Source organism: Shinella sp. 838 (genome assembly GCF_029623935.1).
GTDB lineage: Bacteria > Pseudomonadota > Alphaproteobacteria > Rhizobiales > Rhizobiaceae > Shinella.
Genome location: NZ_JARSBQ010000011.1, coordinates 1 through 19,684 on the forward strand (window position 1 = coordinate 1; position 19,684 = coordinate 19,684).

A 19,684-nucleotide genomic window follows, 5' to 3' on the forward strand; every position below is an offset into this window, starting at 1 on the left:
GTCCCATGTGGATCACTCCGTTGCCCCCGTCGCTCTCCGCGTTGGGGGAAGGTTCACATGGCTCAATTCTCAATGGAAATTATGCGCCTAACCGGCTCAGTTCTGCGTGGAAACCAACAGACATTTCCCCTCCTGGCGCGTGCACGCCTCGCGAAGCGGCGTTCAAGCGCTGATCGCCTCTCATCCCCATCAGCACTGAAGCACGAAGCCTACCCAGAGTCGAATCTGGTCGGGAGGTAACGCTATGAACGCCCCTGAATACCTGATCGAAATCGCGGCCTGGGTCGGCGATGCCGAGAAGGTGTTGCGTGTCGCCACCTGCGGCTACAACACCGGCCCTGGCGACAATCCGGCGAATGCGCACTATCTCGACGTGGTAGCGGATCCGGGCAGCTTCGTGCGCCACCTGTTCGGCCCGGCGCGCACGACCGGGCGATCCGAGGTCAGCTATGGCGAGATCCAGCTTTCGAACGCCAATGGCGAGCTTGATGGTTGGATCGACTATGGCTTCGACGGGCGCACCGTACTGGTCAAGCGGCTGTCGTCGCGCCGGGCGCCGTATTCCAGCGCGATCACGGTTCTTCGCGGCACGGTGGAGCGGTTGGACGCCGACAATGCCTGGCTTGGTTTTCGGCTGCGCTTCTATGATCGCCGCCGTTCGATCGACAAGCCGATACAGGAGACCGTCTACGCCGGCACGACGGTTTCGGCCGGGCCGACGGCCGAGGGCAATCTTGACCTGAAAGACAGCGTCAAGCCGCTGTGCTTCGGGCATTGCCTCAATGTGCCGCCGGCTCTCGCCAATGCCTTTGACCTGATCTACCAGGTGCACGACGGAGCGGTGTCGTCGATCGCGGTCTATGACGGCGGCGTGCCGCTCACGCTCGGCGTCAACCATGCCAACATCGCCGCGTTGCAGGCGGCAACGATCCGGTCGGGACGGTTTGATACCTGTCTTGCCCTCGGTCTCTTCCGGCTTGGCGGCTCGCCGGCCTTTGTCGTGACAGCGGATGTACGGGAGGGGGCGACCGCTGCGGCGCGCTATCCGGGCGCCGTCGTGCGGCGGATGTTGGCCAAGATGGGCCTGGCCGGCTCCGGCAATGTCAACGTCGCAAGCTTCACCACACTGGACGCCTCGGCGCAGATGGAGGTCGGGATCTGGCTCGACGCGCAGACGGCCGGGCTTTCCGCCATGGGTGATGTGCTGGCGTCGGTCGGCGGGTGGATCATTCCTGGCGCAGACGGTGCTTTCGAGGCTGGACGTTTGCTGACGCCCGGCGTGCCCGTTGGCGCCATCAGCGACGATGACATGCTGAAGGACAGCCTTGGCATCATCACGTCGACGGATACGGACGGCGGCCTGCCGGCGTGGCGCGTCGTGCTCGAATATGCCCGCAACTGGCAGGTTCAGGATGATGCCCAGCTCGGCGGCTGCGTCGAGATGGCACGGCGGGCGTTTCTCGCTGCCGAGATGCGCGAGGAAAAGATCGAGAACGACGCGGTCCGCGTCAAGCATCTGCTCGCGCCCGAAATGCGGGTCTCCACCTTCATCGTCGACCAGGAGGCGGCAGAGGCGGAGGCGGATCGCTGGCTTGATCTCTACAGCGTGCGGCGGGACATCCTGTCCTTCGCGATGAACCATGCCGATGCGGACGCCTTCCAGCTCGGGAAGACGGTGAAGATCGTCCTGCCGCGATGGGGATACGAGGCGGGCCGCAACATGGTGGTGATCGGCCGCGAGGAGACCTTGCGCGATTACACTGTCACCCTGACGGTCTGGGGCTGAGATGGCGGATAGCGGGATTACCGTTTCCGGGCTGACGGCCACCGGCGGCGTCGGGCAGATTGCTCTTGGCTGGTCGGTGACCGAAGCAAGCTGCTTGCCGTATCTGCGCCTCGATAAGGTGGAGATCTGGGAGGCGACGGCCAACAACCGGGATACGGCGGTTAAGGTTGCCGAGATCTTCGGGGCGCAATATGTGCGCGGCGGGCTCGGCAAGTCGGTCTCCCGGCGCTACTGGATCCGGGCGCGCGATGCCTCGGGCAATCTCGGGGAGTGGTTCCCGGAAAGCCCGACGGCCGGCATTCTCGGCACGACGACCAGCACGACACCGAGTGCGAACGTCCTTTCGGATGTCAGCGCCAACGCAGGCAGCATCACGGCGGGCAGTATCACCGGCGTGACCATCACCGGCTCATTCATCCGCACGGCTGCCTCTGGCGCTCGTGTCGAGATGAATAGCGACCAGAATGCGTTGCTGGTCTACCAAACCGGATCGGTCGCCACAGCGCAAATCCGCGCCATCGCAGACAATACGGTGGCATCGTTCTACGGCAACTATGGCCCCGCGCCGGTCATGAACGTTCAGAATGACGGCAACGGTCCTGCTGCCCGTCTAGCCGGGCGCGGCTTGAACCCGGCCGTCCTCGATGTCGACAACCTCGGCACAGGGTCCGGCCGGGATGGCGCGCGCATCCGCAACTCGGGCAATTCCAGCGGCGGCGTTGCCTTCATCGGCCGAGCCTCAGCGAATGGCGGTTACGCATTTTATGCTCAGAACGGGGGATATGGTCCCTTTACCGGGCAGCACGACGCCATGATCCGGCCGGATGTCGCATTGGTGGAGGGTGACATCGTTGTTGATCTTCGCGTGCTGCTACGCAGAGGCATCGACGACACGCTCACCGAAGTGGAGGTTGCCAATCAGCGCGCGCAGAAGGGCGCTCTTGGCGTTGTCTCCCGCCGTGTTGCGCAGGATCGAAAGTTCGGCGGGTATTTCGCCGTCCTTCCGCGAGACGACGATTTCGGCCTTCCGACGCTGATGGAGCGGCTCATCTGCCACAAGTACGACCGGCTGGTCGTGAACTCGGTAGGGGAGGGCCAGATCAACGTTTGCGGCCGGGGCGGCGACATCGCGGCCGGCGACCTGCTGATCACGTCGTCGATGCGCGGCAAGGCTGAGCGGCAAGACGACGAGATCGTCTATTCCTTCACCGTCGCCAAGGCGCGCGAGGACGTGACCTTTACCCATCCGGACGAGGTTCGCCTTGTCGCATGCACATATCATTGCGGGTGAGCGATGTCTGACGCTGTCTTTCTTTTTCGTCCATCCTCCGACAAGGCGCTTCTCAGCGGCGGGAGCTGGATCGCCGATGGCGATGTCGCCCTCCGCAACGTCCAGAACGACAGATATTCGAGCGTTGCCAGGTCGGCCACGCTGCTTGCGGCGGACGCCCTTATCCGCGTCGATATGCGGCGAGCCGTGGCTGTTCGCGGGTTTGCTCTCGCGCTGCCGAATGCGACGACGACCTGCCGCGTGCGCGTTTCCGCCTATGCGGATGGCGACTATAGCGCACCGCTGTTCCTAACCGAATGGCTCGATGGCGGCGAGGCCGGTGACACATGGCGAGACGACGAGCGGGCGCCGATCCTGTCGGCGGCGTTCGATCAGCCGGTGACGGCGCGCTATTGGCTGGTGGAGATTGACGATCCGCTCAATCCAGCCGGATCGATCGAGGTTTCCCGGCTGTTTCTGGCCGAGGGCCTGTCTCCTTCGTTCAACTATTCCTATGGCGCGACGCTTTCGTTTCGGAACAACACGCTCTCCTCCAGCACGCTATCCGGTAAATCGGTGCAATGGCGGCGCATCAGCCCGCGCCAGTGGCAGTGCGCGTTCGAGTACCTGCCGGACCCGGAAGCGTTCGGCTCGGTCTATGACTTCCTGCGCTACGTCGGCTTCGACCGCGAGGTCTTCATCATACCGGAGCCGGGTGACCGCACGAATGCACAGGCGCGGCGGTTCTTCGCGACCGTCACGCAACTGGACGCGTTTTCCCAGGCGGTGGTCGGGCGTTCCAATTTCGGTTTCGGTGTCGAAGAGCGGGTGGCGGCCGCGGCGGTGGTCGAAGATGCGGTCGTGGTGCCGACCGTCACCTTCCAGTTTGCGGCCTTCGCGCCAGCCGTCGTTGCGGGCTCGGCCATTGATGTTCCAGCCTGCATCTTCACCTTTGCGGCATTCGCGCCTGATGTGGTGACGGGAACCGCGATCGACGTGCCGGCGACCACGTTCCAGTTCGTCACCTATCTGCCGGTGCTGGGCAACCCGACCGAGATCGACGTTCCGGCCGTCGAGTTCACGTTCACGGATTTCGCGGCCGACATCGTCACCGGAGCGGCCATCGATGTTCCGTCCTGCGACTTCGCTCTCGCTCTCTATCCGCCGCAGCCGATGGGCGCGTTCGGCTCCGGCTTCAGTGCCGGTTTCTCCTGATCGGAAAGGATCATCCCATGGCAGTTACCACCCAGCCCTACAATCACACGGCGACGCTCATCAACGGCGGCAACATCAATCTCGCCACGCTCAAGGTGATGCTTCTGAGCGACGGCGCAAGCTTCACGGCCGCCAACACGGAATTGACGCAGGTCACCAATGCCGGGGCCTTCGAGGTCTCGGGCAATGGCTGGACGGCCGGCGGGAGAGCGATTGCCAATGCGACTGTTACGACCGTCGAGACCAGCGGCTCGATGCTCGATGCCGACGATATCGAGGTGACCGCCACCGGTGGCCCGATCGGGCCTGCTTATGGCGCGGTGGTCTACGATGACAGCGACCCCGATGACGCGCCGCTGTTCTTCATCAACTTCGATGGGCCGAAGTCCTCAGACGACGGCATTCCCTTCGTGATCCGCTGGTCGTCAAACGGCATCTGGCGCGTCCTGAAGGTTTGATGGAGGGATCGACATGACCGTACGTACGCGCGCGCAGCTCAAGGCAGACGCGGCGACCGCGCTGCCCGATAATGTTTCCGGCGAGATTTCGCCAGCGGATGTTCGCGGGCGCGTGGAGGATATCGCCGACAGTGCCTTCCTGTCCGAAGACACCGCATCCAACGCGAGCATTCGAGGCGGTGAGGCGGGGAAGGTTCTCACGTCCAGCAATGTGTGGGGTGCGGCTGTCGCCGTCGACCTTGGCAACGTCACCGGCACGGTATTGCTCGACTTCGCGACGTTCCTCGGTCTCGTTTCCGGCATCGCAACAGGCAACATTACGCTCGGCGCGACCAGCAACGTCAAGCCAGGCCAGACAGTCGTGCTCGACATCAAGCAGGATGCGACGGGCGGCCGGACGCTTGCCCTCAATACCACCTATTGGCTGACCCCAGAGGCGGCGGTCCCAGCCTGGGATACCTCGGCGAATGCCCGCAATGTCCTTGTTGGCACTGTGCTGGGCGATGGCAAAGTGTTGCTGGCGCTCGCGGGAAAGAAGGTGTCGTGATGCTTCCGGGATTGAGCGCTGCGGGTGTGATGATGGCTGGCGGCAAGAAGGATCCCGCGTTCAAGAACCTCGCTGCCCTGTTTGCTGGCGGCGCCGACGGCATCATGATCGATCTGACCGACAAGTCGACGCTGTTCAGCGACGCAAATGGCACGTTTCCCGTCGTCAACAACGCCGATTGGGTCGGCTTGGCACTCGACCAGCACAAGTGGGGCGGCAAGACGCTTGCGGAATATCGGGCATCGCAACCCGAGCTGGTCGCAAACGGGAGTTTTGACACCGATGTCAGCGGGTGGAACCTGGCCGGCGCGTCCGGAACCATCACTTGGCAGTCTGGGCGGATGCGCGTAACCGCGACCACGAACAGCACACCCGGCGCAAGCAGGGCGTTTACGTGCGTCGTTGGGCGTTGGTACGAACTGTCGATTGACATTCCAATCGCGCATTCGAACTACACAGGTTACAACATTGGCACTGGCCCTGCGTCGGGCAATACATACACTAGCGGAAACATCGGGAACGCGCCCGGTTCGTACAAGCGGTTTTTCAAAGCTACTTCGACAACGCAATATGTTATTGTGTATGGCCCCGGCGTGGGAGGGCAATATATCGAAGTCGACAATATCAGCATCAAGGAAATCGACGGCAATCATGCGACGCAGACATCAACTGCACGTCCGACGTGGGCGAGCGCGACTAACGACGTATTGTTTGATGGTTCGAATGACTGCCTGAGTCTTGTTGGATTTGACTTCCCCTCGGGAGATTGTTTCTTGTCGTCTTGGGCCAAGCCAACCACCTCCAATCGCCATATCGTGGGTGCCGACAGCCAGTTCCGTATAGGGCAAGATACCGCAAACAGGGTTTTTGCTGTCGCGGGTAGTTCGGTCCTGTACAGTACGTCCACGACGCTGAACGTCTACAAGACGGCGTTGCTCGACAAGCAGACTGCGAAAGCGGAGCTGGCCGTGGACGGGGTTATTGAAGCAACTGCCGCTTCACCTCCCAGCACCGCCACAACGAATGACCCCGCTATCGGTGCCGTAGGTGGGGCAACTCCGAGCGGCTTCTTGCCAGGTAACATAAAGCGCATCGTCGCTGGAAAATTCCGTGTGCAGGACACCATGACCGCCGCCGACTTCCACGCGAACCTGATCGCCGCGTAGCCGGCGCTCCAACTCTTTCGAGGACATCATGACGCTTTATCGCGAAGCGCCTGGGCCGTTTCCGGTCTGGGCTGGAGAACCTATCGATGGCGTGCTCTATCAGCGGGAGATCGAGCAGTTTTGGTCGGCTGCCGATCTGGAGGCTATCGGCCTCTGGCGCGACGACATGATCGCTGCGGCTGTCCCAGTTCCTGATGGAAAGCGGATCGCCTCGACGACCGTCCAGCGTGTTGAGGGCGTGGTCCGTTACGTCAACACGCTGGTTGATGTTCCGCGCCCGACCGAAGATCAGGTGGATGCCGAGCGTGATCGCCGCATCGCCGCGGGCTTCATTTTCGCTGGTGTGATCTATCAGTCCCGGCCGGAAGACCGCGAAAACATCATGGGTGCTGGAACGGCGGCGCTCGGCGCCATGATGCAGGGCGCGTTGCTGGGTGACTATCGGTGGCACGGTGGTGACAGCGATTTTGCATGGATCGCTGCCGACAACAGCCTCAACCCGATGGATGCTCAAACCGTCTACGCCTTCGGCCTCGCAGCCATGGCGCACAAGACGGCGCACATCTTTGCTGCACGCGCGATCAAGGATGCGGACCCGGTTCCGGCGGACTTCGCCGACAACGTATACTGGCCGTAGAGTTGCGAGACCCGGGAACGCCCCCGGGAGCTCAACCGGGTCTCATGCTGGCGGGAAGTGCAGCCAGCCCCTCAATCTTCTGCCCAATGTTGGCGGCTGAACAGCACCAAATTTGGTCGTCCCGATGATGTCCCGCGGTTGAGATCTGCGGTTGAGATCTGTCGCAGAAGCGATAGGCGCCGAGGCCTGGCATGCTCCAGACTACCAGGCCCCGGCTTGCTCTCGACGGGGGGTATCCGCATAAGCGGGCCGAGAGCGTCCAAAATACGCGCTACCGCTCAACTTTGTTCCACCGAACCTGCTGCAGCCCACCAAGACCATCCGCATTCTCGCGACGATGCTGTCCTTCGAGCGAATTGGCCGTCTGCAATCCTGACAACGAAGCCTCTTCATCGTCATGGTGGTGATGGCGAACGAGACGCCGAGGCGCAAACGACATCTATTATCTGACGAAACCGAGCGCGATGCCGATCGTTGCAGTTTCATGGCTCGGGATTTCGGGCAGAACTTCGAAGTGCTCCGGCTTCATGTTTGCGATATGGAGCTGCCAGGATTTGGCACCTTTGACTTCCGACTTATCTCGGAGGCCATCCTTCTTCTCGATCTCGTTCATCTTCTTGACCTTTTTCAAGGTCGCGATGGAATCTGGGTTCTCATTTCCGACAAGCCAGGGAGCATTGGAGAATTTTGGCATCGGATTAAACGTGCCCCAAAACGCTTTTGCGTCCACGCGGAGTCTGATCTGCTGAAAATTCGTCAGCTCGTTCCAATCTATGCAGACGGATGAAAGATGGCGGACAACTTGCGCCAGCGTTTGATTATCCGCTTTTGCTTTCTCATAGGCAGCTCTTATGCCCGATTTGTCATCCAAGAAGGGGTCGACAGGGCTCCACCATGGTGTTGTCCCCCACTTACTCGTTATCTCGTACTGACTTAACTTGAACAGCTTTGTGCCAGCGGGCACGAGAACTACACGCCAGGACCCCGGCGCGAAACCTGCTTGGTGGCTCTTGGGGAGGCTGTAGAAACTAGCATTCGTATAATGCATGTTGAGCATGTCGCACTCGTTTCGATATCGCCTGCGCTGGATGCGCATTGCCCTGATCGATCTAGGAAGCAACGTTTACAAGCAAAATGCAATATTCCTCCTTCAGCACACTCCATGCTGAGCATCCAGTCGCGGGGGGATAGACAGGCTGATCGCTGAGTTTCCGACCTTTGATGCCCGTCACAGCTGATGCCGCCCTTCCTGGGGCTAATTCAGGGCGTAGATTGAAACCCAAAAGGGCAACGTCATGAACCGCAGCGCATTCTATGCGTCGGCGCGCGCTCGCGCGTCCGGCATCTTCGGCAAGCCTATCTCTCAGGCCCAGGTGGAGGGCGTGGAGGCGATCCTGTCGGCGCTCTCGCCCTTGGCGCTCTAGGTAGCAAGCTGGGCAACATGCCGGCCGCAGAACGCCCGCGGGAAACTCTACTCCAGGCGCTATTCAACATGATAACGGGCAGGCCTCAAAGCAGGTACCCGGCCACGCCAGCTGGTGGATACGGCACGGGAAGGGGTGTCAGCTACAACGATCTCAACGAACGGGGCAGGGACACCTACAATGAAAGCGACGACTTCCGTGATGCCATCGATAGGGGCGGGGTCGGGCTCTATTGAGCGATCAGAGTAGGAAGTCGCCAGATTTCATGATCAGTGCTGTGTCGAGCGCTATAGAGAAGTCAGCGTTGCCGTCTCCATCGAGGTCGCCAAAGATAAGCGTGTCGCTGCCCTTCTTCTGGTAGCGCAGCTCGCCGCCTTTCATGTTGAAATCGTCGTCGCCGATGAACTTGAACTTCTGATTACCGGTCTTTGTGCTGTCGGCGTCGATCGCGCGAAGGTCGATCCGATCCGATTGGAACGGGCGGAAGTCCATAATCTTGTCGCGGCCAAAGGATTCAACCGTGGAGTCATCAACAGACTTGAATATGAAGGTGTCAGATCCGGCGCCGCCGTAGAGCTTGTCGGCTCCGATACCACCTGTGATCTTGTCATCGCCTTTATACCCGCGAATGACCTCATCCAGATCTCCACCTTTTATGGTGTCGTTCCCGCCGAACATTTTCTCGACAAGGCGGCGGTCATCCACGGGGCTGACGGTGAGCGCAGCCTTGAAGATTTCCTTCATCGTGAGGCGAATTCCATCCAGTGATAGAACCCGGTCACCATCAAAGGTGAGGGCATACGATCGCACATGCCCCTTTGTCGGCCAGCCGCTCGAATCCGTTCCGAATCCAAAGCCTTTGAAAATTTCGGTAGCTCCATCGGAGTACGACAAGGCAAGCCTGGATGGCGTAAGGAAGTACCCACCTCCCGTGAAAACCTTGGTGTACTGCAGCAACTGCATGTCAATGCGGTAGTCGCTGTGAACGGTAAGTTTGGCCATGTTCCTCTCCTGCGTTGAGTGGATGGAACATCGTTTTCACGCAAAAGTCGAGAGACTAGCAGTAACCCCTCCCACCGTCGTTTTCCATATTTGCGACGGCACCTAGCCGCTAGCCGGCGCTTTTATTCTCCACGAGGACAACACCATGAACCGCAGCGCATTCTATGCGTCGGCGCGCGCTCGCGCGTCCGGCATCTTCGGCACATCGCTTACTCAGGGTCAGGTTGACGGCTGCGAGGCTGTCTTGAACGAGGCGGAGCGGCGAGGGACACCCCTGAGGCACGCCGCCTACATCCTAGCCACCGACTACCACGAGACCGGCGGCCAGATGCAGCCGGTCAAGGAAACGGTCTATGCCAGCAGCAAGGACCGCAATCCATCGGATGATACGGTCATCAGGAGCCTTGATGAGGCATGGAAGGCCGGGAAGCTCGGCAGCGTCAGAACGCCATACTGGCGGAAGGATGCCGATGGCAAATCGTGGTTCGGCCGCGGCCTGGTCCAGATCACGCACAAGGCCAATTACGCCAAGCTCGGCTTGCTGATCGGCGTAGATCTCGTGAAGGACCCGTCGAAGGCGCTGGAGCTGTCCACTGCCGTCCAGATCCTCTTCGTCGGCATGGAACTCGGCAGCTTCACCGGCCGGTCTCTGTCCGACTACATCGCCGATGGTCGGGCTGACTACGTCGGCGCCCGCCGGATCATCAACGGCACGGACAAGGCCGAGAAGATCGCCGGATATGCCGTGGCCTTTGAGCGGGCGCTTGTCGCTGCAGGATACAAATCTGCCACCAAAACGGCTTTGCCCGGCGCTGAACGCACTCCAGCGCGGCATATCCCGGCCGCAGACGCGCCCGCCGCCGGAACGGAGCCGCCCGCCAAGATCGAGCAAGGCCCGGTCCCCTCTGGCAACTGGCTTTCGGCTCTCATCGCCGCCCTCGCCAAGCTCCTGAAAGGAAATTAGCCATGGCCGCCGTCATTGCTCGTATCGCGCTGCGCTATCTCGCTGCAGCTCTCGTCACGGCCGGATACCTCGATGCTGACCTCGGCAACCAGATCGGCGCTGACCCGGATTTGATCATGCTCGTCGGCCTGGCGCTCGGGGCCGGGGTCGAAATGGCCTATGCCGCGGCAAAGCGGCTCGGGTGGGCCACATGAGCCTGATCGCCAAGCTTTTCGGCTGGCTCACCGGCGGCACGCTCGACCGTATCCTCGACACAGTCGACCACAAACTCGACAACGAGACCGAGCGGGAGCGCATCAAGGCGGGCGCCGTCGAGACCTACATTACCGCCCAGGCTGCAGTCCTCGGCGGCCGGGGCTGGTGGTTCCCTCTCTTCTTCATCGCGCCACTCGGCATCTGGTTCGGCTCCGTCTGCGTCTATTCGGTCCTGTGGTGCGCGAAGTGCGCCTATCCGCAGGACTGGACAATTGCCGCATTGCCGGCCCCGCTGAACGACTGGGCCGGGGCAATCATCGGCTCACTCTTCCTTGCTAAGACCGGCGAGCAAATTCTTGCGAAGTGGAAATCGAAATGACGCCACCCGAAATCTTCGACGCGCTCGGCATCAAGATGAGCGTGGTACTCGCCGGCCTGTCTGGTGGCATCCTGCGGGCCCTGTCCCGCCGCTCGTACAAGGTCCGCGAGCTTGTGGCGTCTCCGATATGTGGCGCACTTGCAGCCGGATATCTCACCTCTCCGGTGGTGCACTATCTCGGCGTGGTCAACTGGCCGCTACCGCCCGATGAAATCGCTGCGCAACATGCAGCGGCATTCTTGATCGGGGTTTCGGCGATGTGGATTTCAGACGCTCTCTTCGAGATGGTGGTTCGCCGCATCAAGGGGGAGAATGGGTAGCCGATAAAAACGTTCGTTTCCGGTCGCTAAATTTGTCCCGTTTGGGTTAGCTCTTGTTAAAGCAGGCGGCTGTAGCCTCACGCAAGGTTTTGCGGTGGAGTCTACCATGGGTGTTGTCAATACGAAGCTCGTTCTCTTGAACGGCTTGAAAAAGGGCTTCGACAAATTTTCGAAGGTGAAGTCGGTCGAGGCCGACGCTGATCATCTGACTGTTTTTTCAAGCAAGAAAACCTACATCGAGTTCGGCGGTACGGGCTTGGAATACACGACCGATGAGAAGGGCGTGATAACTGGAGTGACCGCGGGTGAAATCACCTCTGTCAGGGTTGTTCTTCAGGGCAGGCAGGTGATTGAGCTCAGCGATTTTTCAGTATCTGCGACCGATGTTTACGGCGCAATTTTGTCCGGGAATGCTAAATCGGCGCTGGACCTGCTTCTTGCCGAAGGCGGTGCGACGACAGGTACCAAGTTCGCAGAGAAGATTTTCGGCGGAGACGGCGCTGACAAAATCTTTGGCCTGGGCGGCAATGATGTTGTTGACGGTGGCGGTGGGGACGACGTTATTGATGGTGGGAAGGGACGGGACAAACTAACCGGTGGTGATGGAGCCGACGTCTTCTTATTCCGCAAGAGCTCGGGTAGTGATGTCGTCGTTGATTTCGGGAACGGTGAAGATGTCTTGGATCTCACTCGGCTAAAGGGCCTTAAAGGGTTCGAGGACCTTATGAGCAAGCACGTCAAGCAGGTGGACGAAGATGTGCATATCACCCCGGGCAACGGCGTAAAGATTGTGCTTAAGGACTTCGACAAAGCGTCTCTTCTTGATTCCGACTTCCTGTTCTAATTCGAAGCTCGGGCAGGATCCGTGAAAATTCGGCTGCCGAAGCCTTCGCCCCTCTGTCCCTTCGGGGATGGAGGGGCTTTTCTCGTTTCAGGGCCTGACAAACACGTCAGCCTCCGCGGCAGCTTTCATAAATGCTTCTCGGGCAATCTCGGCATCTGCTTTCCCTTGGAGAACCAGCAGGCAAGCGGCTTTCGCCCTCTTCAAAGCCTTGCCCCGATCCAACGGCCAATGCTCGAGCAACACCCGCGCCGCCTCCGCCGTCGACGATATCGTCAGATAAGCTCCAAGCCTCTCGGTTTCGAAGGTGACTGGGAGGCTCCATTCCCCCCTGTCCATGTTTTCCTCCACGCAAAACAAAGGCCCCGCCGGAGCGGGGCAGGTGGAAAAGATAGAGTGAACGCGCTGGGAAACGCAAAGCCGGAGATGTTGTTCCCCTAAAGGGAATTTATAATCGGCGCCGGGCGTCCCGTAAACCTGGAGCTGTTGATGTCTCGGCTGACCCGGTGCATCTGCATTTGGCCGTCGAGGTGGTGCGCCAGGATGCCCTTCAGGTTTTCCTTCGGAGTGGCCGGGTTAAGCCACCCCTCGAAAACCTCCGGGTCAAGGATGACTGGCATCCTGTCGTGGATCTGACTGATGGGCGCTATCGACGGCGCGGTGATGATGGTGCAGCTCGTGACGTCGAGCTTGCTGTTGTGAGCCCACAGGCCGGCGAAGGCGATCGGCCTCTCGCCCGGCATCTGAATAAGCCACGGATCCTTGCCGCCGTCCTCGGCCTTGGTCCACTCATAGAAGCCATCTGCAGGAATGAGGCACCGCCGCGTCTTGAATGCGTCCCGAAATGCCGGCGAGGTATCAACGGTCTCGATCCTCGCGTTGAACATCGCGGCTTTGGGCATCTCCTTGGCCCAATGAGGCACGAGCCACCACCGGCCGTCATCGACAATCTGGTTGCCCTCATCGTCCATCCGGATAAACGGTACGGTTTGTGTGGGGGCGATATTGAACCGCGCCTCGGTGTTTCGGATCAGAAATTTGTCTGTGAGGCGGTAGAGAGCAACGAGCTCGCGCCACGACATCATTTGCGTAAAGCGTCCGCACATCAGCGCATCCTCAACTTGCGAAAAAATACCGGATGAGAGGGGAGAACAGGCCTGCGATGGCGCAGAGGAGGAGAATGCCCAGCCAGAGGTAGCCGAAGAAAAGCCGCATCAGCGTTGCGCCCGTAGGAAGATGCCGCTTGAATCGGCCGCGGATATCCGCCGGTCGGTTTCAGCGTTGGCCAGCAATCCAAGGACATGATGATCAGCAAGCGATGAGATTGCGCTGCAGGCCTCCATCTCGTCCCAGCCGGCATCCATCGCCCTTGCGATCAGGGCTTGCAACTCAGCCTCAATCGCTTGCTCACAGCCGACGAGGCGGTCCGGATAGTCACCGCTGCGCTTTGGACCAGAGATTGCCATAGGCTATCCTCCCAGTAGAGAGGATAGGGCGGTCGCGTTATGCGGGCAAGGCCTGGAACTTCGCGCGTATCTCGTCCGGCCAATACGGATAGTGAGCTGCGCACCACCACCGTGGAGCGGTGTTCGTGCCGGCTGAATAGCCGAGCCCGCCCCAAGCATTGCAGCCGGCGTGCTCGCAATAGTGTTCATCGGGCGTATGGGGTCGGGTGTCGGTACGGTCATCGGCCATGCCGTCGGTGTAGGCGAGTCTCGACATGCCGTCATCTCCTCGCCCGTTTTTTCGCTTCCCTGGCCGCCGCCCGGCCCTTGTACCAGAAGTGCCAGTAGTGCCCGGAACCCTTATCGCGGGGGTCGAACCACTCACCACCGAATCGCTCAAGGAAAGCCTCGGCGTCCTCTCGCTTGGCGAAGCAGTAGACGCGGTGCCATTCACCCTCCCAAACCACGGTATGGCCTCTCGGGCACAGCGAGAGATTGGCGCAAAATGCCGCTATAACGTCGGCTTGTTTCATGGTGCCCAGCGAGGAAAGCCGCGCAATTTGGTGTGGCCAACCCTCATTGATGCCCGCGGTCGTCAGCTCTCCCTTGCGATAGCTCATCGTTCTCTCCTCAAGCGTTTCGGTGGATTTTGGCCAGAACGAAGTCGTTCGCTTCTCGATTTCCGCATCGAGTGCAGCGAAGTTTCGGCTCGAGCGTGATAATCATGCGCTTCCGGCCAAAGCGGCGCGCCAGATCCCATCGATCAAGGTATCCGGCGTGCTTACACCGCGGGCAGCGAGCGCCGAGCTCGTACCATTCCGGAATATCCTGAAGGGCGACAGAGTGCTGGCGGCTGTTTACGTAGACGTTCACGCCGGTTAGCGTGGCGGGGTCCATTGGGTTACCGGCGGAGATATCAATGCCGCGGCGGTGGCGCATGGCTTAGCCGCCGTTACTCCCGCTCGGCGTGAGGGCGCCAACCGCGTGTGAACCCAGCGCCCATCGCTCGGTCGGCAAGCTCCAACTGCCAGCGCAGGTAGGCGCAGTCAGCCAGCAGGGTAGCTATTGCAGCGCGAGCATCACCGTCGTGCCAGGATAGAGCTTCATCGATTTCGTTGGAGGTTTCAGGTTGTTTTTCGAGCGGGCGCACGTCGTCGTTCTCCTGTGTCTTGTGCCACAGCAGGCATCAGATTTGGTTGTCAGATAGCGGCCGCATCGCCGGCTTGTTCTCAATATGTTCCTGCTAGGATTTGAGTCAAGCGGGCTGTGAAGATAATCCTAGAATCATCGGGGCGTGTGGTTTGTCTGGTCGTCGCCCAGCAATATCTTTTGTCCCATCCAACCGAACGCCTGGATGAAGAACTTTGGCGCTGAAGCGTGAAAGCGCTCGAGAGTGGAGAGGCCGGGAAAATTTCGAGAACCTGCTGCCACACCTGATTCTGGTGTGGCGGAACGGTTCAAGCCCATATTGCCACACCGAGAAAATACATTCGTATTTTCAATCCATTACGGTGATGGTTTGAAGGGGGTGGAGGCCTCGCCGAGAATCGAACTCGGGTGCAAGGATTTGCAGTCCTCTGCGTCACCACTCCGCCACGAGGCCATCCGTTTTGCTATAAAGCGTGTGGTGCCGGGCGTTTAGAACGAATTGAGAAAGGGCGCAAGGGGCTTATTCCGAACATGCCGTTTTTTTCATCCTGACGGATGTGTACGAAGCATTTGACGGCGTTTTTGTCGCAGCTTTGCCGGAGGCCGAACAGACGGTGGCCGATGACCGCAGGTCCGGGACGGCGCGCCCGAGGGCGCGCCCCATATTCTATTGCTGCTGCGCCGGGGCGCCGCCTTCAAGGCCGACAAGGGCGATCTTGCCGTATCCCGCCGCGCGCAGGAGGTTCATCACATCCATCACATTGCCATAGTCGACGGCCTTGTCGGCGCGCAGCAGGATGCGGGCATCCTTGTTGCCTTCCGTCACGGCGTCGAGTTCCGGGCCGAAACTGTCGCGGGCGATCTCGCCATTGCCGATCGAGACCGTCAGGTCCTTCTTCAGCGTCATGAAGACCGGCTTGTCCTCGCGCGGCGTCGGCTGTGCGACGGAGGAGGGCAGGTCGACATTGATATCGACGGTGGCGAGCGGCGCGGCCACCATGAAGATGATGAGCAGAACCAGCATGACGTCGATGAACGGCGTCACGTTGATTTCGCTGTTCTCCTCGAGGTCGTCGCCGCCGCCTTCCTTGATCTTGCTCGCCATGGCCTCACCCGATCTTCACGACGGAGCCGGGGCCCCGTTCACTGCGCTGCGCGCCTTGGCGCAGCGAGCGGCGCACGTCGAGGTCGCGGCTGGCCAGCCGCTCGATGGCGGCCGAGGCATCGGCGAGGTTCTGGCGGTAGCCGGTGATCGCGCGGGCGAGGAAATTGTAGATCACAACAGCGGGAATGGCGGCGACGAGGCCGATGGCGGTCGCCAGCAGCGCTTCGGCGATGCCGGGCGCGACGATGGCAAGGTTCGTGGTCTGGGCCTTCGAGATGCCGATGAAGGAGTTCATGATGCCCCAGACGGTGCCGAACAGGCCGACGAAGGGGGCCGTCGAGCCGATGGTGGCCAGGAGGCCCGTTCCCTTGGCGATGCGGCGGCCGGCATGGACTTCCATGCGGGTGAGGCGCGAGGAGATGCGCTCCTTCACGCCGCCATCGGAAACGTGGTCGAGCACGGCCTCCGAGGCTTCCATTTCCTCGCGAGCGGCGCGCGTCATGCGGGCGACGGTGCCGCGGTTGCGGCCGAGCGCCTGCTCGCCGTCCTCAAGGCCACGGGCGACCGTGAGCTGCCGGACGGCGCGGCTGGCCGAGCGCTGGGCCGCGGCCAGCTCGACGAGCTTGGCAAGAAGCACGGCCCAGGTGACGATGGAGGCGAAGGCAAGGCCGATCATCACGCCCTTGACAACGATATCGGCCGCCATGAACATGCCCCAGGGGGAAAGGTCGTGCGGCAGGCCGGCCTGCCGTTCGCCGCCGTCATCGACGATGTCGAGATCGGTCGCCTCTTCGCCGGCGGCTTCCTGGTCTGCATCGGCCGTCACGGCCGGCGTGTTCACGGTGTCGCCTGTCACGGGCCGCGATGTCGTGTCTGTGGTCGTCGTCGCGGCGGTGCCGCCCGTCGCCGCGCCGCCGGATTGTCCGGCTTCCGGCTGGCTGTCCGTCTGCGCAGAAGTACCCTGCGTCTGGCTCTGGGTTTCCTGGGTCTGGGCCAGGGCGGCCGGCGGGGTGGCGAGCGCCATCAGGATGATCGCGAATAGCAGTCGAGACCGTTTCAGCACGGCGTATTCCTCTTGCATGTCTCAATTTATACGGTGCCCGTCCGATAAACGGGCGCGGTGCGGACGCCAGGCGCCGCAAAAACCTGACTGCTCAATACGACATTATGGAGGGGGCAGGCAATAATATGTTGAGTAATTTATTCATGATAAACTGCGGAAAATCCTCGGTGTGGGCGGGACGGAACCGCAACGGCGCGGTTTTTGCGCGCAGACGATCGCCGCCTATGGACACCCGGCCCGAAACCGCTCTAAGAGAATTGCGACGCATCCGGCATCGCAACCGGGCCTTCGTGCCGCGGTCTGCCGCTTACTCACAGGGCTAGAGATGATTGACTACAAAGCAGCGCGCACGAAGATGGTGGACAACCAGATCCGTACGACGGACGTCACGGCGCATGAGGTGCTCGACGCCTTCCTGACCGTCGCGCGCGAAGAATTCGTGCCCGCGGCCGTCAAGCCGCTCGCCTATATCGACGACGATATCCAGATTGCCCCCGGCCGCTACCTGATGGAGCCGTCGCCGCTCGCCAAGCTGATCCAGCTGGCCGAGATCGCCAGCAGCGATGTCGTGCTGGAGGTCGGTTGCGGCACGGGCTACGCCTCGGCCGTGCTCTCGCTTCTCGGCAGCTCCGTCGTGGCGCTGGAAAGCGACGCGGCGCTGGCTGCGAGTGCGACGGAAACGCTCGCCCGCCTCGGTTATGACAATGTCGCCGTCGTCACCGGCGACCTTGAGACCGGTTACGCGCCGGAAGCGCCCTACGAGGTGATCTTCGTGCATGGCGCGGTCGAGTTCGTTCCGGAGGCGCTTTTCGCCCAGCTGCGCGATGGCGGACGCCTCGTCGTCGTCGAGGGTTACGGCAATGCCTCGCAGGCGCGTCTCTATATCAAGGAGGGCGGCCGCGTCTCCGAACGCAACGTCTTCAATACCGCCGTCAAGCCGCTTCCGGGCTTCCGCAAGGCGAAGGAATTCGTCTTCTGAGCCAGCGCGGATATGCGCCGTTTCGACAGGCCCGTTTGTTGCACTTTCGCAACGGGCCTGTCCTATTGTCGTTACCAAATCCTTCCTGAAGGACCTGACGACTGTTCCCGAATGAGCGAAGAGGCATTATCGCGGGCGAGGCGGAGCTGTCCGCGACCGGCCACCGATGCCGGATGAAATGCACCAGGCCTTCGTGTCGGTGAGAAGTGTGTAAAGGCGGCTCCCGCGACGGGCTGGCCAGGATCGGAGTTTCGTACTGTGTCCCTTCTTCGTCGAACTGCCCTTGCGCTCGCGCTCGCCACTGCCGTCAACGCCCTGCCGCAGGCAGCGCTTGCCGAAACACTGGCCGGCGCCATGGCCAAGGCCTACGAGAACAACCCCGACCTCAACGCCGCCCGCGCCGCCCTGCGCGCCATTGACGAGAACGTCACGATTGCCAAGGCCGGCATGCGGCCGCAAGTAAGGGGGGTGGCTGAAGTCGAAGGGACCCGCACGAACCTCGATGTCCGGCCGCCTCGCGGTCTCCTCGGGCAGGCCGGCCGCCAGACGGACTACGTCGCTTCCAGTTACGGTATCACGATCAGCCAGCAGGTTTTCGACGGCTTTCAGACGCTCAACCGTGTCCGGGCAGCGGAGGCGAACGTCCTGGCGAACCGCGAGTCGCTGCGCGCCCAGGAAATCTCCATCCTTCTCGCCGCGGTCGAAGCCTATTCGAACATTGCCCGCGACCAGCAGATCGTGTCGATCCGCAAGCAGAACATCGCCTTTCTCAAGGAGCAGGTCGCTGCCGCGAATGCGCGCCTGAACGTGGGCGAGGGCACGCGCACGGACGTCAGCCTGTCCGAGGCCGAGCTTGCCTCCGCCAAGGCGGAGCTTACCGCCGCCGTCTCCTCGCTCAAGCAGAGCGAAGCGGCCTATGTCCAGATCGTCGGCGAGACGCCAAAAGGCATCAAGCAGCCCTCAGCAGCCAAGAAGGCCATGCCGAACTCGCTGGACAATGCTGTGGCGACGGGCATGCGCGAAAACCCGAACATCATCGCGGCGATGCGCGGCGTCGATGCCGCCGGCTTCAATGTGAAGGAGGCCGAAGGCGCCATGTTGCCCGGCGTCTCCCTGCAGGGCAGCGTCTACAAGTCGGTCAATACGGTGGACGGCCCGGGCGACAGTCTTCAGGGCACTGTATCGGCCCGCCTTACCGTTCCGATCTATCAGGGCGGTGCCGAATACGGCCAGATCCGCCAGGCGAAGGAGCGGCTTGGGGAAAGCCAGCTGCAGGTCGATTCCGCGCGCATGGAGGTCCAGCGCACGATCGCCTCGGCGCATGCGCAATATGAGGCGGCAAATGCCTCCATCACGGCCATCCGGGTGCAGATCGACGCGGCCAACCAGGCATTGAACGGTGTCGTCGAGGAGCGCAATGTCGGCCAGCGCACGACGCTGGACGTGCTGAATGCCCAGCAGAACGTGCTTGAAGCTCAGGAAGACCTTGCCGCCGTGCAGCGCAATGCCGTCGTCGCGAGCTATTCGCTGCTGGCTGCCACGGGCAGCCTGACGGTGCGCAGCCAGGGGCTGGAGGTCGCCGAATACCGCGCCGAGGTGCACTACGAAGCCGTCAAGGACAAGTGGTTCGGCCTGAGAACGGTCGACGGCAAGTAAGTCCTCCCCTTTACGACGAAACGGGCTCTCCTGCGACTGCGCGGGATGCGGTCGCGCGTCTTGCCCTTGGCAGGGCAAACAAA

General features: G+C 61.3%; 24 protein-coding genes and 1 tRNA gene. 15 read left to right on the forward strand and 10 right to left on the reverse strand.

Features of this window, described 5'->3' with window-relative positions; translation table 11 throughout:
- Positions 1–244: 244 nt before the first annotated feature.
- The 7 genes from P9A16_RS25505 to P9A16_RS25535 are packed head-to-tail and all read left to right on the forward strand — an operon-like array spanning position 245 to position 7,079.
- Positions 245–1,786 carry a hypothetical protein gene (locus tag P9A16_RS25505; RefSeq protein ID WP_278026021.1) on the forward strand — a complete coding sequence of 514 codons (1,542 nt, stop codon included), beginning with the start codon at positions 245–247 and terminating at the stop codon, positions 1,784–1,786.
- A gap of 1 nt (position 1,787) precedes the next feature.
- Positions 1,788–3,077, forward strand: a complete 1,290-nt coding sequence (locus P9A16_RS25510; protein WP_278026022.1) for a hypothetical protein — start codon at positions 1,788–1,790, stop codon at positions 3,075–3,077.
- A 3-nt stretch (positions 3,078–3,080) separates the two neighbouring features.
- Positions 3,081–4,271, forward strand: a complete 1,191-nt coding sequence (locus P9A16_RS25515; protein WP_278026023.1) for a hypothetical protein — start codon at positions 3,081–3,083, stop codon at positions 4,269–4,271.
- 17 nt (positions 4,272–4,288) lie between these two features.
- Positions 4,289–4,729 (forward strand): hypothetical protein, encoded by a 441-nt coding sequence (locus P9A16_RS25520; protein WP_050742969.1) that lies wholly within the window; start codon positions 4,289–4,291, stop codon positions 4,727–4,729.
- Positions 4,730–4,742: 13 nt separating this feature from the next.
- Positions 4,743–5,276, forward strand: coding sequence for a hypothetical protein (locus P9A16_RS25525; RefSeq protein ID WP_278026024.1), 534 nt, complete (start codon positions 4,743–4,745; stop codon positions 5,274–5,276).
- Complete coding sequence (locus P9A16_RS25530) at positions 5,276–6,442, forward strand: hypothetical protein (protein ID WP_278026025.1); 1,167 nt, start codon at positions 5,276–5,278, stop codon at positions 6,440–6,442. Before P9A16_RS25525 ends, P9A16_RS25530 begins: the two co-directional genes overlap by 1 nt.
- 28 nt (positions 6,443–6,470) lie before the next feature.
- Positions 6,471–7,079, forward strand: a complete 609-nt coding sequence (locus P9A16_RS25535) for a DUF4376 domain-containing protein (protein ID WP_278026026.1) — start codon at positions 6,471–6,473, stop codon at positions 7,077–7,079.
- 442 nt (positions 7,080–7,521) lie between these two features.
- Here the strand turns inward: P9A16_RS25535 and P9A16_RS25540 are convergent, their stop codons facing one another.
- A complete protein-coding gene (locus tag P9A16_RS25540; RefSeq protein ID WP_272789296.1) occupies positions 7,522–8,136 on the reverse strand; it encodes a hypothetical protein in 615 nt (204 codons plus the stop codon).
- A 238-nt stretch (positions 8,137–8,374) separates the two neighbouring features.
- Here P9A16_RS25540 and P9A16_RS25545 point away from each other — a divergent pair, with 238 nt between their 5' ends.
- On the forward strand, positions 8,375–8,503 hold the full coding sequence (locus P9A16_RS25545) for a hypothetical protein (RefSeq protein ID WP_278026027.1): 129 nt from the start codon (positions 8,375–8,377) through the stop codon (positions 8,501–8,503).
- A gap of 240 nt (positions 8,504–8,743) precedes the next feature.
- On the opposite strand, the gene P9A16_RS25550 is transcribed toward P9A16_RS25545, so the two are convergent.
- The gene (locus tag P9A16_RS25550; RefSeq protein ID WP_278026028.1) at positions 8,744–9,505 is read right to left on the reverse strand and encodes a M10 family metallopeptidase C-terminal domain-containing protein; all 762 of its coding nucleotides are present in this window, start codon (positions 9,503–9,505) and stop codon (positions 8,744–8,746) included.
- A 145-nt stretch (positions 9,506–9,650) separates the two neighbouring features.
- Between P9A16_RS25550 and P9A16_RS25555 the strand changes: the two genes are divergently transcribed.
- The 5 genes from P9A16_RS25555 to P9A16_RS25575 all read left to right on the forward strand — a co-directional run bounded on the left by P9A16_RS25555 (position 9,651) and on the right by P9A16_RS25575 (position 12,207).
- Entirely contained in the window at positions 9,651–10,469 is an 819-nt protein-coding gene (locus P9A16_RS25555; RefSeq protein WP_278026029.1) for a glycoside hydrolase family 19 protein, read from the forward strand.
- 2 nt (positions 10,470–10,471) lie between these two features.
- The gene (locus P9A16_RS25560; protein WP_272789298.1) at positions 10,472–10,663 is read left to right on the forward strand and encodes a hypothetical protein; all 192 of its coding nucleotides are present in this window, start codon (positions 10,472–10,474) and stop codon (positions 10,661–10,663) included.
- Positions 10,660–11,043: a hypothetical protein gene (locus P9A16_RS25565; RefSeq protein ID WP_278026030.1), complete on the forward strand. Its 384-nt coding sequence runs from the start codon at positions 10,660–10,662 to the stop codon at positions 11,041–11,043. Before P9A16_RS25560 ends, P9A16_RS25565 begins: the two co-directional genes overlap by 4 nt.
- On the forward strand, positions 11,040–11,363 hold the full coding sequence (locus P9A16_RS25570) for a hypothetical protein (protein ID WP_130516240.1): 324 nt from the start codon (positions 11,040–11,042) through the stop codon (positions 11,361–11,363). The genes P9A16_RS25565 and P9A16_RS25570 overlap by 4 nt, the downstream gene beginning before the upstream one ends.
- A 106-nt stretch (positions 11,364–11,469) precedes the next feature.
- Entirely contained in the window at positions 11,470–12,207 is a 738-nt protein-coding gene (locus P9A16_RS25575; RefSeq protein ID WP_278026031.1) for a hypothetical protein, read from the forward strand.
- An 87-nt stretch (positions 12,208–12,294) separates the two neighbouring features.
- Here the strand turns inward: P9A16_RS25575 and P9A16_RS25580 are convergent, their stop codons facing one another.
- The 8 genes from P9A16_RS25580 to exbB form a co-directional block, all read right to left on the reverse strand.
- Positions 12,295–12,543, reverse strand: coding sequence for a DUF982 domain-containing protein (locus P9A16_RS25580; RefSeq protein WP_130516192.1), 249 nt, complete (start codon positions 12,541–12,543; stop codon positions 12,295–12,297).
- Between the two features lie 98 nt (positions 12,544–12,641).
- The gene (locus P9A16_RS25585) at positions 12,642–13,310 is read right to left on the reverse strand and encodes an SOS response-associated peptidase (protein WP_130516189.1); all 669 of its coding nucleotides are present in this window, start codon (positions 13,308–13,310) and stop codon (positions 12,642–12,644) included.
- A gap of 108 nt (positions 13,311–13,418) precedes the next feature.
- Positions 13,419–13,670: a hypothetical protein gene (locus P9A16_RS25590; RefSeq protein ID WP_050747042.1), complete on the reverse strand. Its 252-nt coding sequence runs from the start codon at positions 13,668–13,670 to the stop codon at positions 13,419–13,421.
- A 37-nt stretch (positions 13,671–13,707) separates the two neighbouring features.
- On the reverse strand, positions 13,708–13,926 hold the full coding sequence (locus P9A16_RS25595; protein ID WP_024270650.1) for a hypothetical protein: 219 nt from the start codon (positions 13,924–13,926) through the stop codon (positions 13,708–13,710).
- A 4-nt stretch (positions 13,927–13,930) separates the two neighbouring features.
- Positions 13,931–14,269 (reverse strand): hypothetical protein, encoded by a 339-nt coding sequence (locus P9A16_RS25600; RefSeq protein WP_278026032.1) that lies wholly within the window; start codon positions 14,267–14,269, stop codon positions 13,931–13,933.
- 909 nt (positions 14,270–15,178) lie between these two features.
- A tRNA-Cys gene (locus tag P9A16_RS25610) sits at positions 15,179–15,252 on the reverse strand.
- A gap of 213 nt (positions 15,253–15,465) precedes the next feature.
- On the reverse strand, positions 15,466–15,903 hold the full coding sequence (gene exbD, locus P9A16_RS25615) for a TonB system transport protein ExbD (protein WP_024270455.1): 438 nt from the start codon (positions 15,901–15,903) through the stop codon (positions 15,466–15,468).
- Between the two features lie 4 nt (positions 15,904–15,907).
- A complete protein-coding gene (gene exbB / locus P9A16_RS25620; RefSeq protein ID WP_051758630.1) occupies positions 15,908–16,984 on the reverse strand; it encodes a tonB-system energizer ExbB in 1,077 nt (358 codons plus the stop codon).
- A gap of 310 nt (positions 16,985–17,294) precedes the next feature.
- Between exbB and P9A16_RS25625 the strand changes: the two genes are divergently transcribed.
- The gene (locus P9A16_RS25625; RefSeq protein ID WP_156031955.1) at positions 17,295–17,945 is read left to right on the forward strand and encodes a protein-L-isoaspartate O-methyltransferase family protein; all 651 of its coding nucleotides are present in this window, start codon (positions 17,295–17,297) and stop codon (positions 17,943–17,945) included.
- A gap of 258 nt (positions 17,946–18,203) precedes the next feature.
- Complete coding sequence (locus tag P9A16_RS25630) at positions 18,204–19,601, forward strand: TolC family outer membrane protein (RefSeq protein WP_023514824.1); 1,398 nt, start codon at positions 18,204–18,206, stop codon at positions 19,599–19,601.
- Positions 19,602–19,684: the final 83 nt, after the last annotated feature.

What these genes read in the sequence shown, in the direction of transcription:
- P9A16_RS25555 (WP_278026029.1), top strand. Translation starts at nt 9,651, where the DNA reads ATGAACCGCAGCGCATTCTATGCGTCGGCGCGCGCTCGCGCGTCCGGC.
- exbD (WP_024270455.1), bottom strand. Translation starts at nt 15,903, where the DNA reads ATGGCGAGCAAGATCAAGGAAGGCGGCGGCGACGACCTCGAGGAGAAC.
- P9A16_RS25575 (WP_278026031.1), top strand. Translation starts at nt 11,470, where the DNA reads ATGGGTGTTGTCAATACGAAGCTCGTTCTCTTGAACGGCTTGAAAAAG.
- P9A16_RS25580 (WP_130516192.1), bottom strand. Translation starts at nt 12,543, where the DNA reads ATGGACAGGGGGGAATGGAGCCTCCCAGTCACCTTCGAAACCGAGAGG.
- P9A16_RS25585 (WP_130516189.1), bottom strand. Translation starts at nt 13,310, where the DNA reads ATGTGCGGACGCTTTACGCAAATGATGTCGTGGCGCGAGCTCGTTGCT.
- P9A16_RS25515 (WP_278026023.1), top strand. Translation starts at nt 3,081, where the DNA reads ATGTCTGACGCTGTCTTTCTTTTTCGTCCATCCTCCGACAAGGCGCTT.
- P9A16_RS25600 (WP_278026032.1), bottom strand. Translation starts at nt 14,269, where the DNA reads ATGAGCTATCGCAAGGGAGAGCTGACGACCGCGGGCATCAATGAGGGT.
- P9A16_RS25505 (WP_278026021.1), top strand. Translation starts at nt 245, where the DNA reads ATGAACGCCCCTGAATACCTGATCGAAATCGCGGCCTGGGTCGGCGAT.
- P9A16_RS25525 (WP_278026024.1), top strand. Translation starts at nt 4,743, where the DNA reads ATGACCGTACGTACGCGCGCGCAGCTCAAGGCAGACGCGGCGACCGCG.
- P9A16_RS25595 (WP_024270650.1), bottom strand. Translation starts at nt 13,926, where the DNA reads ATGTCGAGACTCGCCTACACCGACGGCATGGCCGATGACCGTACCGAC.
- P9A16_RS25535 (WP_278026026.1), top strand. Translation starts at nt 6,471, where the DNA reads ATGACGCTTTATCGCGAAGCGCCTGGGCCGTTTCCGGTCTGGGCTGGA.
- P9A16_RS25520 (WP_050742969.1), top strand. Translation starts at nt 4,289, where the DNA reads ATGGCAGTTACCACCCAGCCCTACAATCACACGGCGACGCTCATCAAC.
- P9A16_RS25530 (WP_278026025.1), top strand. Translation starts at nt 5,276, where the DNA reads ATGCTTCCGGGATTGAGCGCTGCGGGTGTGATGATGGCTGGCGGCAAG.
- P9A16_RS25545 (WP_278026027.1), top strand. Translation starts at nt 8,375, where the DNA reads ATGAACCGCAGCGCATTCTATGCGTCGGCGCGCGCTCGCGCGTCCGGC.
- P9A16_RS25550 (WP_278026028.1), bottom strand. Translation starts at nt 9,505, where the DNA reads ATGGCCAAACTTACCGTTCACAGCGACTACCGCATTGACATGCAGTTG.
- P9A16_RS25590 (WP_050747042.1), bottom strand. Translation starts at nt 13,670, where the DNA reads ATGGCAATCTCTGGTCCAAAGCGCAGCGGTGACTATCCGGACCGCCTC.
- P9A16_RS25510 (WP_278026022.1), top strand. Translation starts at nt 1,788, where the DNA reads ATGGCGGATAGCGGGATTACCGTTTCCGGGCTGACGGCCACCGGCGGC.
- P9A16_RS25565 (WP_278026030.1), top strand. Translation starts at nt 10,660, where the DNA reads ATGAGCCTGATCGCCAAGCTTTTCGGCTGGCTCACCGGCGGCACGCTC.
- exbB (WP_051758630.1), bottom strand. Translation starts at nt 16,984, where the DNA reads ATGCAAGAGGAATACGCCGTGCTGAAACGGTCTCGACTGCTATTCGCG.
- P9A16_RS25540 (WP_272789296.1), bottom strand. Translation starts at nt 8,136, where the DNA reads ATGCTCAACATGCATTATACGAATGCTAGTTTCTACAGCCTCCCCAAG.
- P9A16_RS25560 (WP_272789298.1), top strand. Translation starts at nt 10,472, where the DNA reads ATGGCCGCCGTCATTGCTCGTATCGCGCTGCGCTATCTCGCTGCAGCT.
- P9A16_RS25570 (WP_130516240.1), top strand. Translation starts at nt 11,040, where the DNA reads ATGACGCCACCCGAAATCTTCGACGCGCTCGGCATCAAGATGAGCGTG.